This window comes from Streptomyces sp. NPDC002701 (assembly GCF_042889045.1).
In the GTDB taxonomy this organism is placed as follows: domain Bacteria; phylum Actinomycetota; class Actinomycetes; order Streptomycetales; family Streptomycetaceae; genus Streptomyces.
On sequence record NZ_JBIAQL010000004.1, the window covers coordinates 331,984 to 342,220 of the forward strand.

Consider the following 10,237-nt stretch of genomic DNA (forward strand, 5'->3'; position numbering starts at 1 on the left):
AGCGCCTTGGCACCGGTATGAGTTCAGGAGCCCGCGAAGGGGATCCGGGGCCTGTCGGGGGCGTCCGTGCGCGCGGAGTCCGCGGGGGTGTGCCGAGCGCCCGCCGGAAGGGTGGTGGAGGCCGAGGGGTGGGCCCACAGTCCCTGGGCGGCGAGGCGCGGCAGGACGTTCTCGCCGAACCAGTAAGCCTCCTCCAGGTGCGGGTAGCCGGAGAACACGAACTCGTCGATGCCGAGCCGGTGGTACTCGGCGACCCGTTCGGCCACCTCGGCGTGGCTGCCGACCAGTGCCGTACCCGCCCCGCCCCGCACCAGCCCGATGCCGGCCCACAGGTTGGGATGGATCTCCAGTCCGTCCCGGCCGCCGCCGTGCAGGGCGAGCATGCGCTTCTGCCCCTCGGACTCGCTGCGGGACAGCCCGGCCTGTACGGCGGCGACGGTCTCGGGGGTGAAGCCGTCGAGGAGCCGCTGTGCCTCGGCCCATGCCTGCTCGGAGGTGTCGCGTGTGATGACGTGGAGGCGGATACCGAAGCGGATGTTCCGCCCCTGCTTCTCGGCGAGGGTCCGGATCCAGGCGATCTTCTCGGCGACAGCGGCGGGCGGCTCGCCCCAGGTGAGATAGACGTCCGCGTGGCGGGCGGCCACGTCGCCGGCGGCGGGCGAGGAACCGCCGAAGTAGATGTCCGGCCGCGGGTCGGGCACCCGGGCGAGCCGCGCGTCCTCGACCCGGAGGTGCTCGCCCGCCAGATCCACGGTCCCGCCGTCCCACAGTGCGCGGACCACCTGGAGGAACTCGTCCGTGCGGGCGTAGCGGGCGTCCTTGTCGAGGAAGTCACCGTAGGCGCGCTGTTCGTGGCTCTCCCCGCCCGTGACCACGTTGAGCAGCAGCCGGCCGCCGGTCTGCCGCTGGAAGGTGGACGCCATCTGCGCGGCGAGTGTGGGCGAGACGAAACCGGGCCTGAAGGCGACCAGGAACTTCAGCCGCTCGGTGTGCTGGCTGACCATGGCGGTGGTCAGCCAGGCGTCCTCGCACCAGGCTCCGGTGGGGGTCAGCACACCGGTGAAGCCCAACTGCTCGGCGGCGCGGGCGATCTGGGTGAGGTAGCCGATGCTCGGCGGCCGGTCACCGCCGGCCGCGGTGACCGGGGTGCCGTGGCCCCCGCCGACTACATGACGACTGTCGCCGTTGGTGGGCAGGAACCAGTGGAAGGTGAGGCTCATGGAGGCTGACGCCTTTCGCTTATCGTCGGCGGTCACGGTCAGGCCGCTCGTCCGGCGGCCGCCGGCCGGACCGTACGGCTGCCGAGGGCTTCGGAGAACTGGTCGACGACCTGTGCGAGGGCCTCGGCCGGGCCCGGCGCGACGGTCAGGGTGCCGTCGACGCCCACCGCCAGGTCCTTGTCGAGCGTGAACCAGCCCTGGACGATGTGCGCGGCGCCCATCGAACTGAGCACCGGGCGCAGCGCGTAGTCGATCGCCAGGACGTGCGCCGTGCTCCCGCCGGTCGCCAGCGGGAGGACCGTCTTGCCGGCCAGGCCGTACTGCGGCAGCAGGTCAAGGAGGGACTTCAGCAGCCCGGAGTAGGCGGCCTTGTAGACGGGTGTGCCGACCACGACCCCGTCGGCGCGGGCGAACAGTTCGGCCGCCTCGACGATCGCCGGGTGCCGGAAGTCGGCGCCGAGCAGGGCCTCGGCGGGGATGGTGCGGACGTCCAGGGCGATCACCTCGTGTCCCTGTGCCGCCAGCCGGGTGTCCAGGTGGCGCAGCAGGCGGGCGGTACGTGAGGTGGCGGAGGGGCTTCCGGAGACGGACAGGACGGTGGCCATGGCGGATCCTTCGGGAGCGTGAGGGAGGTGTGGGACCGGTGCGGGGCCGCGTACCGCGGCGTACTGCGGCCCCGCGTCCTCGGCGGCTACTTGTTGGTCCTGGGGAGTCCGGGCGGGTTGATCTCGGACTTGGTCACGGCCTCGTCGGACAGGCCCCAGCGCTCCAGCACCTTGTCGTACGTGCCGTTGTCGATGATCTCGTTCAGCGCGGCGGCGAGCGGCTCGACCAGGCCGCTGTCCTTCTTGGTGGTGGCCGCGATGAGGCCCTGGAGGGTGGAGCCGGCACCGGAGTGGTGGCCGACGACTTCTGTCTTCCCGGTGGTGGCCGCGTGGTAGGCGGCGGTCGGGTTGGGGCCGAGGTAGAGGTCGATACGGCCGGACTGGAGGGCGAGGTAGGTGTCACTCTCGTTCTGGTAGTACTTGATGTCCACCGGCTCGCGGCCGGCCTTCTCGTTCTCCTTGCTCCACTCGACCAGCAGCTTCTCCTGGTTGGTGCCGCTGCTCACGGCGACGGTCCTGCCCGCCACGTCCTCCGCCCCGGTGATCTTCAGGCCGCTGCCCTTCTTCGCCTCGAAGCCCAGGTTGTCCTCGCGGTAGGTGGCGAAGTCGTACTTCTCCTTGCGTTCCTCGGTGACGGTGATGTTGCTGAAGCCGACGTCGTACTTGGCGCTGTCGAGGCCGACGAAGATGTTCTCCCAGGAGACCGTGTTGATGTGCAGTTCGAGGCCGAGCACGTCGGCGACCAGGGAGGCGATGTCGGGCTCGACGCCGATGACGGTCTTGTTGTCGGTGGCGTGGAAGGTCAGGGGCGCGGCGGAGCCGGACGAGTCGACGATCTCCAGGGTGCCTCTCTTGCGGATCTTCTCCGGGACCCGGACCGCTATGGAGTCGACCTTGTCGGTGGTGACGCGGTCCTGGTCGGGGCTCAGGTTGATCTTCGTCTTGCTGCCCGACGCGGCCGCGACCTCGGTCGTGCCGCCGTCGGAGGGGTTGCCGCACGCGGCGAGGACGAGGGCGGCGGTCAGTCCCAGCGCGGCGGCGGCGGTGGTGCGGCGGGTGATCGAGGTGGACATGGTCGTGCTCCTTGCTGGTGGGGAGGGGTGAGGGGTGGTCAGAGGACCTTGGAGAGGAAGGCGCGGGTGCGCTCGTGGCGCGGATGGTCCAGGACGGCCGCGGGCTGGCCCTGTTCCACGACGACACCGGCGTCCATGAACACCACGGTGTTGGCGACCTCGCGGGCGAAGCCGATCTCGTGGGTCACGACGATCATGGTGGTTCCGGTGCGGGCCAGGTCCTTGATGACGTCGAGGACTTCGCCGACGAGTTCCGGGTCGAGTGCCGAGGTGGGCTCGTCGAACAGCAGTACCTTGGGTTCGAGGGCGAGTGCGCGGGCGATGGCCACGCGCTGCTGCTGTCCTCCGGACAGCTGTCGTGGATAGGCGTCGGTCTTGTCGGCGAGTCCGACTCTCTCCAGCAGCCGGCGGGCGGTCTCCTCCGCCTCCCCGCGCGGGCGGCGCAGTGCGGAGACGGGAGCCTCGACGAGGTTCTCCACGACGGTCAGGTGCGGGAACAGGTTGAAGTTCTGGAAGACGAACCCGATGTGGGTGCGCTGCCTCAGAACGTCCTTCTCCTTGAGCTCGTACAGTGTCCCGCCGGAGCGGCGGTAGCCGATGAGTTCGCCGTCGATGGCGATCCAGCCGCGGTTGACCTTCTCCAGGTGGTTGATGGTGCGCAGCAGTGTGGATTTTCCGGAGCCGGACGGGCCGAGGATCACGGTGACCTCGCCGGTGCGGACCTGGAGGTCGACGCCGCGCAGCACCTCCAGCGGGCCGAAGCTCTTGTGGACGCCGTGGACGTCCACCATCACGTCGTCGGCCGCCGGCCTGGCGTCCTCGACGGCCACCGTCACGTCGCTCATCGGCTGTCTCCCAAGGGCTTCAGGGGTACGACGGGCTGGTCGCGCTGGGCGGCCGCCGCGCGCAGGCGGCGGCCGAAGAGCCGGGCGCGCTGGAGCGGGGTGGGCGGCGGGGTGCGGTTCGCGCCCCGGGCGTAGCGCCGCTCCACGTAGTACTGCGCGACGGACAGCACCGAGGTCAGCACCACGTACCAGGCGGTGGCGACGAGCAGCAGCGGGATCACCCGCCCGTTGCGGCCGTAGATCACCTGCACCTGGTAGAACAGCTCCCCGATGGCCATCACGTAGACCACCGAGGTGCCCTTGAGCAGGCCGATGATCTCGTTGCCGGCCGTGGGCAGGATGGCGCGCATGGCCTGCGGGAGCACGATCCGGCGTATCTGCCGCAGCCGGGGAATGCCGAGCGCCGCGGCGGCCTCCAGCTGTCCGTGGTCGACGGCGATGACACCGCCCCGCACGATCTCGGCGGCGTAGGCGGCCTGGTGCAGCGTCAGCCCGATGACGGCGGCGCCCATGGTGCCGATGATGCTGTTGCTGTCGACGGACCAGAACACCGGCCCGAAGGGGATGCCGACGCCCAGCCTCTCGTAGAGCGCGCTCAGGTTGAACCAGAACACCAGCTGGACGATCATCGGGATGGACCGGAAGATCCAGGTGTAGGTCCAGGCGACGGTCTGCAGCACCGGACTGCGCGACAGGCGCATGAAGGCCAGGACGGTTCCCAGGAGGAAGCCCAGCACCGTGGCGTAGGCGGTGAGCTGCAGGGTCACCCACACCGCCTGCACGATCGTCTCGGACAGGACGTAGTCGCGGAAGACGCTCCACTCCCAGACCGGGTTGGTGGCCAGCCCGTGCACGAACTGTGCGACCAGCACGGTCACGGCGCCGACCGCCACCCAGCGGGCGTAGTGGCGGGCGGGGACGACCTTGAGCGAAGCGGGGTCGTCCGGCGTGGGCGGTGCTTCGGGGCCGCCGCCCGGGACGGCCGCGCCCGGCGGCGCGGTTTCGGTGTTCGGTGTCATGGTGGTGTTCCTGCTCGACTGTCATGTGTGCTCGGGCGGATTGATCCGTGACGTCTCGATCGCGGAGGGGGAGGTGCCCCACTTCTTGAGGATCCGGGCGTATGTGCCGTCCTCGATCAGCTCGTTGACGGCTGCCCGGAACGCCCTGGTGAGCGGGGAGCCCTTCTTGAAGACGAAGCCGACGTCGAGGCGGTGGTACTCACCGAGGAAGGCGGTCTGTGCGGCGGGCTGTGCGGCCTGGTACCGCAGGCCGTTGATGGTCGACATGATCACGTCGATCCGGCCCTGCTGGAGCGCGGTGAGGGTCGCCCCGTTCTCCGAGTGGACCTTCACGTCGTACGGCTTCTTGCCCGCCTCGGCGCACACGTCCTTCTGCGCCGTGAGGGTCGCCTCGAAGGTGGTGCCGGCGCCGGTGCCGATGGTCAGCCCGCACAGCTGGACGAGGTCGGTGACCTTCGTCCTGAGCGCGGTGCCGCCCTTCTTCACCGCGAAGCCCTGGCCGTCGTTGATGTAGGTGACGAAGTCGATGGTCCTCAGGCGTTCGGCGGTGACGCCGAAGTTGCCGGTGCCGAAGTCGTACTTGCCGCTGCCGAGGGCGGGCAGGATCGTCTCGAAGGAGGCGTCCTGCCGCTCCAGCCGCACGCCGAGGACCTTGGCGACCGCGTCCGCAATGTCGATGTCCTGGCCGGCGGGCGGCTTGTCCTGGCCGTTCGGGTAGTAGGCCCCGGGCGGGAACCCGATCGAGCTGCCGACCCGCAACGTGCCGGACGCGCGGACGTCGGCGGGCAGCAGGGCGGCGACGGAGTCCACCTTGCGTACGGCGGTGACCGGGTCGTCGGTCGGCGCGGGGGACGCCTGGGCGCCCGCCGGTGTGGTGCCGGAGGTGTCGCCGCCCCCGCAGGCGGTCAGCGCCAGGACGGGCAGCAGCGCGAGGGCGGCAACCATGCGCAGACGGGTTCTGGTGCCGTGGACGTTCACAGACCGGCTGCCTCTCCTTGGGGTGGTGCGTCCGGCAGGTGCTTCTCGAAAGGCAGCGGGCCGATGGATTCCGGGTCGGCCTCGGTGTCGAACAGCGGGGTGTAGCCGGTGGCCAGGTACAGAGCGCGGGCCTCGGGCTGGCGCGGCCCGGTGGTCAGGTGGATCCGCCGGTAGCCGCGGGCCTTCGCCTCGCGCTCCAGCTCGGCGACGACACGGCGGGCCAGACCACGCCGACGGTGGGCTGAGTGCGTCCAGATCCTCTTCAGCTCGGCCGTGATCTCGTCGTACCGGCGGAAGGCGCCGCCGGCGACCGGCTCGCCGTGCAGGAGGAGCAGGAGCAGCACACCGCCGTGCGAGGCGGTGAACTCCTCGTCGGGGTAGCGGGCCAGTTCCGCGTGTGCCTCCCTGCCGTAGCGCGTGGAGTACTCGTCGCCGAGCTCGCGCAGCAGCGGCCTCACCCGCGGGTCGGACACGGTGACGTGGATGACCGCCGGCTCGGCCGAGAGCGACGGCGGTCGGGCGACGGAGGTCATCCACGCACCGCCGCGAGCGTCTGCGGACCGCGGGCCGCCCGCCGGGCGTCGCGCTTGGCGACCTCCTCGCGGACGATCGGGATCACGTACCGGCCGAAGTCGATCGCGTCGGCCAGCAGGTCGTAGCCGCGGGCCGAGAGGATGTCGACGCCGAGGTCGTAGTAGTCGAGGAGCGCCTGGGCGACCGTCTCCGGGGTGCCGACCAGGGCGTTGGAGTTGCCCGCGCCACCGGTCGCGGCAGCGGTCGGGGTCCACAGGGCGCGGTCGTAGCGCTCTCCCGCCTCGGCGATGGCGACGAGCCGCTGCGAGCCGGTGTTCTGCGGCCTGGTGTCGCCGTTGTGGCGCTTGGTGATCGCCTCACCCTTCTCCTTGCGGGCCTTGATCGCGCCGACCGTGCGGTGGGCCTTCTCCCAGGCCAGCTCCTCCGTCGGGGCGATGATCGGGCGGAACGCCACCTGGATGCGGGGCACGTCGGTGCGGCCCGTGGCCCGCGCGGCGGCCCGCACGGCCTCGATCTGCTCCGCGGTCTTCGCGAGGGGCTCACCCCACAGGCAGTAGATGTCGGCCTCAGCGGCCCCCGCGACGTACGCGGCCGGCGACGAGCCGCCGAACGACACGTTCGGACGGGGCTGTTGCACGGGGAAGACGTCGCTGACGAAGTCGTGGAAGCGGTAGTGCTCGCCCTCGTGGTCGAAGGGCTCGTGACTGGTCCAGATCTTCTTGACGATCCGGATGTACTCGCGGGTGCGGGCGTAGCGTTCGTCCTTGGTGAGGGTGTCGCCCTCGCGGCCCTGCTCGTGGTCGTTGCCGCCGGTGATGAAGTGCACGGTCAGGCGGCCCTCGCTGATCCGGTCGAGGGTGGCGAAGGTCTTGGCGGCGTAGGTCGGGTAGGAGACGTTGGGCCGGTGGGCGAGCAGGATCTGGAGGCGGTCCAGCCTGCTCGCGATGTAGGCGGCGGCCGGCGAGGGGTCCGGGGACCCGGAACCGTACGCGAACAGCACCCGGTCCCAGCCGTGGTCCTCGTGGGCCCGGGCGAGCCGGAGCGTGTACTCCCTGTCGAAGGCGGCGCCGGAGCGCGGGGTGGTTTCGGAGCCGTCGTTGGTGGCGGCGATGCCAAGGAACTCCACTGGCATGGAAGATGACCTTTCCTCAAGTCCTCTGGGCCGTGCCGTGGGTGGCACGCGGCACGGCGGAGCAGCCCGCGGAGCGGCCGGGTGTGACGGCGCTCCAGGGTGCTGGGAACCAGGCGGTGAGCAGGTGTGATGACGCCGGGGCGGGGCCTCGGGCAAGGTCGGGCGGCGGCAGCGCGTGTCAGGTCTCGCGCACCGTTCGTACGCGGATGCGGCGTGCGTTCAGCGCATCCGCAGGACGGTGCTGCGAAGGGAGGAACTCGGCCCGCGACGGGGTCACCGAGGGAGGGAAGGGCCGGTCAGACGGCCCGCTGCCGCGTCAGGCGCAACACGCCGCGGACCACACCCGACCGAAGTCGATGTGGTCACGGGTGACCAGGCGCTGCTCGGCATTCATGCGGTCAATTGAGCAGTACATCTCGCTTCTCGTCAACTACGGCCCGGATGCCGGACCGGCGCCCGGCGGTTCCTGCGCGTTCTCGACACATGCGCGTTCCTGACACATGCGTGTGGTTGACACATGCGTGTGGTGCGCCCATACGATCGAGAACGGAACGGCTCCGCCCGCGCGCGGCTGCCGTACCGGCCGCGTTGAGGGACGCGGCGCGCGATGACGCCGGACCGAACCCCAGCCACACCGCCCCGTGTTCGCACCGCGCCCGTACCGCGCCTGCCCGGAATCCACGAACGGGCGCCGTCGGGTGGTCACCGACGCCCGCGCCTCCCTCCCTTGGAGAGCCCCCTGATGGTCTCGCCGTCCGACATCGCCGATCCCTCCCGTGTCCCAGCCGCCGTCCCGGTCGCAGCACACCTCGGCGCCTCCGGTCACTCCCCCGGCCACCCGGGCCCCGACGACGATCTGCCACGGATCGTGCCGCGCCGACACGTCGGCCGCCGGCTGATCGCCGCCGCCGCGCTGCTGGTCCTCGCGATGGGTGTCAACTCCGTCCTCCGCAACCGCGCCTTCCAGTGGGACGTGGTCGGCCGGTACTTCACCACCGCCGCCGTGCTCGACGGGCTGCTGCTCACCCTCTGGCTGACCGGTGTGGTGATGGCGCTCGGCTTCCTGCTCGGCATCCCCCTGGCCGTGATGCGGCTCTCCGCCAACCCGGTACTGCGCACGCTGAGTTGGGGCTACGTGTGGATCTTCCGGTCCACTCCCCTGCTGGTGCAGCTGCTGCTCTGGTTCAACATCGGCGCCCTCTACCCGACCCTCGGCCTCGGCATCCCTTTCGGGCCCGAGTTCGTCACCGTCAAGACGGTCAACCTGCTCGGACCCACCCTCACCGCCGTCATCGGCCTGACCCTGCACGAAGCGGCCTACGCCGCCGAGGTGGTGCGCGGCGGCATCCTCTCCGTCGACGCCGGCCAGACGGAGGCCGCGCAGGCTCTGGGCATCGGCAGACGGCGCACCCTGCGCCGGATCGTCGTCCCGCAGGCGATGCGCTCCATCGTGCCGACTGCCGGGAACATGCTGATCGGCACCCTGAAGGGCACCAGCATCGTCAGTGTGCTGGCCGTGCACGACCTGCTGTACTCGGTGCAGTTGGTCTACAACCAGACGTACCAGGTCATCCCGCTGCTGATGGTGGCCACCCTCTGGTACATCGCCGTCACGACCGTGCTCGGCGCCGGGCAGTTCTACGTCGAGCGCCACTACGCGCGTGGTTCCGCCCGCGCGCTGCCGCCCACGCCCCTGGGCAGGCTCAGAGTGCACCTGATCGCGCTGCGCGCCCGGCTGTACAGGGCGACGGCGCCCGACGCCCGCCCGGCGGTCGACGGTGACCGGTGACGCCACGCAGCACCCCGCGCGGTGCGCGCGGTCACAGGAAGTGTGACTGACGTCCCGGGCGAACGCCGCTGTCCACGAGCATGGCGCTCCAGGACGCCGACGGACTGGCGTTGAACACCAGCGCTTCGGCGGCCCCGGTCGTCCCGTCCCTGGCAAGCGCCGAATACAGGTTGAGCAGCACGTCGTTGGGGCCGAGATGACCGTAGCGGCGGAGGTTGTCGGGGCATGCCTCGTCGATGGTGATCCCGAGCGCGTCCGCGTGGAAGCGGAAGGATCCGGCCGACATGTTCTGGGTGATGTGGTAGCGGATGTCCGACGGCTGTCGGCCGTTGCGGTCGAGGATCCGCCGGTACAGCCCTCGCATCCGGACACGGGTCTCCATCGCCAGCTCGAAGGAGTAACGGGGGACGTCCGTGCATTCCTCGCGCCACCGCTCGTAGGGCCGGTGGCGGAAGTCGACGCGGAACAGGTCCCAGTAGGCGCCGCTGGTCTCCGCCACGATGTCGAGGATCCTGACGGGCCCCTCCCGGGCGACCACGAGCGCCTGCCCGCAGTCGCCGTACACGGTGACCGGGTGGCGGTAGCGGTGCGGGGCGGCGGGTTTGCTGCCGTGCGTCACCAGGACGTGCCGGACGTCCGGATCGGCGTACAGCAGGCCGCGGGCGGCCAGCAGACCGGGGACGATCGAGGTGCAGCCCAGTCCGCCGACGGAGAAGGCCAGCGCTCGTCCGGCACCGAGCAGGGCCTGCGTCCTGGTCGCCTCGGAGACGGCGAACGCCTCGGGGGCCCGCGAGTCGATCACGATCAGGGCGTCCAGTTCGTCGGGACTCAGACCCGCTTCGGCGAGCGCCTGCCGGGAGGAGCGGACGGCCAGTTCGACCGAGTCCAGTTCGTCGTCGACGCGGATGTGGTCGATGCCGAGGGCCAGGCAGGTGTCCCGCTGTGCTGGGGTGAGCGCGGCCAGTTCGGGCAGTTCCTTGACGGTGACGGACCGGCTGGGCAGGTACCAGGACGCGGCACGCAGTGCGAAGGCGGGCATCGC

The 10,237-nt window shown here is 70.8% G+C and carries 10 protein-coding genes; 1 reads left to right on the forward strand and 9 read right to left on the reverse strand.

Annotated elements, in window-relative coordinates; translation table 11 throughout:
* Positions 1 to 23: 23 nt before the first annotated feature.
* The 8 genes from ACFYXC_RS14085 to ACFYXC_RS14120 all read right to left on the reverse strand — a co-directional run bounded on the left by ACFYXC_RS14085 (position 24) and on the right by ACFYXC_RS14120 (position 7,406).
* A complete protein-coding gene (locus ACFYXC_RS14085; protein WP_389550821.1) occupies positions 24 to 1,220 on the reverse strand; it encodes an LLM class flavin-dependent oxidoreductase in 1,197 nt (398 codons plus the stop codon).
* Between the two features lie 38 nt (positions 1,221 to 1,258).
* Positions 1,259 to 1,825 carry an NADPH-dependent FMN reductase gene (ssuE, locus tag ACFYXC_RS14090; protein WP_389550824.1) on the reverse strand — a complete coding sequence of 189 codons (567 nt, stop codon included), beginning with the start codon at positions 1,823 to 1,825 and terminating at the stop codon, positions 1,259 to 1,261.
* An 86-nt stretch (positions 1,826 to 1,911) separates the two neighbouring features.
* Positions 1,912 to 2,898 (reverse strand): ABC transporter substrate-binding protein, encoded by a 987-nt coding sequence (locus ACFYXC_RS14095; RefSeq protein WP_389550827.1) that lies wholly within the window; start codon positions 2,896 to 2,898, stop codon positions 1,912 to 1,914.
* A gap of 38 nt (positions 2,899 to 2,936) precedes the next feature.
* Positions 2,937 to 3,689 (reverse strand): amino acid ABC transporter ATP-binding protein, encoded by a 753-nt coding sequence (locus tag ACFYXC_RS14100; RefSeq protein WP_389551650.1) that lies wholly within the window; start codon positions 3,687 to 3,689, stop codon positions 2,937 to 2,939.
* 50 nt (positions 3,690 to 3,739) lie between these two features.
* On the reverse strand, positions 3,740 to 4,762 hold the full coding sequence (locus tag ACFYXC_RS14105) for an amino acid ABC transporter permease (RefSeq protein ID WP_389550830.1): 1,023 nt from the start codon (positions 4,760 to 4,762) through the stop codon (positions 3,740 to 3,742).
* Positions 4,763 to 4,783: 21 nt separating this feature from the next.
* On the reverse strand, positions 4,784 to 5,707 hold the full coding sequence (locus tag ACFYXC_RS14110; protein ID WP_389551653.1) for an ABC transporter substrate-binding protein: 924 nt from the start codon (positions 5,705 to 5,707) through the stop codon (positions 4,784 to 4,786).
* Positions 5,708 to 5,736: 29 nt separating this feature from the next.
* Complete coding sequence (locus ACFYXC_RS14115; protein WP_389550833.1) at positions 5,737 to 6,273, reverse strand: GNAT family N-acetyltransferase; 537 nt, start codon at positions 6,271 to 6,273, stop codon at positions 5,737 to 5,739.
* Positions 6,270 to 7,406, reverse strand: coding sequence for an LLM class flavin-dependent oxidoreductase (locus tag ACFYXC_RS14120; protein ID WP_389550836.1), 1,137 nt, complete (start codon positions 7,404 to 7,406; stop codon positions 6,270 to 6,272). The genes ACFYXC_RS14115 and ACFYXC_RS14120 overlap by 4 nt, the downstream gene beginning before the upstream one ends.
* A gap of 742 nt (positions 7,407 to 8,148) precedes the next feature.
* Here ACFYXC_RS14120 and ACFYXC_RS14125 point away from each other — a divergent pair.
* Positions 8,149 to 9,195, forward strand: a complete 1,047-nt coding sequence (locus tag ACFYXC_RS14125; RefSeq protein ID WP_389550839.1) for an amino acid ABC transporter permease — start codon at positions 8,149 to 8,151, stop codon at positions 9,193 to 9,195.
* Between the two features lie 31 nt (positions 9,196 to 9,226).
* Here ACFYXC_RS14125 and ACFYXC_RS14130 read toward each other — a convergent pair whose 3' ends face one another.
* Positions 9,227 to 10,234, reverse strand: coding sequence for a 3-oxoacyl-[acyl-carrier-protein] synthase III C-terminal domain-containing protein (locus ACFYXC_RS14130; RefSeq protein ID WP_389550842.1), 1,008 nt, complete (start codon positions 10,232 to 10,234; stop codon positions 9,227 to 9,229).
* Positions 10,235 to 10,237: the final 3 nt, after the last annotated feature.

Excerpts from the sequence above, each read along its gene's own strand:
- ACFYXC_RS14085 (WP_389550821.1), bottom strand. The coding sequence starts at position 1,220 with ATGAGCCTCACCTTCCACTGGTTCCTGCCCACCAACGGCGACAGTCGT.
- ACFYXC_RS14115 (WP_389550833.1), bottom strand. The coding sequence starts at position 6,273 with ATGACCTCCGTCGCCCGACCGCCGTCGCTCTCGGCCGAGCCGGCGGTC.
- ACFYXC_RS14095 (WP_389550827.1), bottom strand. The coding sequence starts at position 2,898 with ATGTCCACCTCGATCACCCGCCGCACCACCGCCGCCGCCGCGCTGGGA.
- ACFYXC_RS14105 (WP_389550830.1), bottom strand. The coding sequence starts at position 4,762 with ATGACACCGAACACCGAAACCGCGCCGCCGGGCGCGGCCGTCCCGGGC.
- ACFYXC_RS14100 (WP_389551650.1), bottom strand. The coding sequence starts at position 3,689 with ATGGTGGACGTCCACGGCGTCCACAAGAGCTTCGGCCCGCTGGAGGTG.
- ACFYXC_RS14130 (WP_389550842.1), bottom strand. The coding sequence starts at position 10,234 with ATGCCCGCCTTCGCACTGCGTGCCGCGTCCTGGTACCTGCCCAGCCGG.
- ACFYXC_RS14120 (WP_389550836.1), bottom strand. The coding sequence starts at position 7,406 with ATGCCAGTGGAGTTCCTTGGCATCGCCGCCACCAACGACGGCTCCGAA.
- ssuE (WP_389550824.1), bottom strand. The coding sequence starts at position 1,825 with ATGGCCACCGTCCTGTCCGTCTCCGGAAGCCCCTCCGCCACCTCACGT.
- ACFYXC_RS14110 (WP_389551653.1), bottom strand. The coding sequence starts at position 5,707 with ATGGTTGCCGCCCTCGCGCTGCTGCCCGTCCTGGCGCTGACCGCCTGC.
- ACFYXC_RS14125 (WP_389550839.1), top strand. The coding sequence starts at position 8,149 with ATGGTCTCGCCGTCCGACATCGCCGATCCCTCCCGTGTCCCAGCCGCC.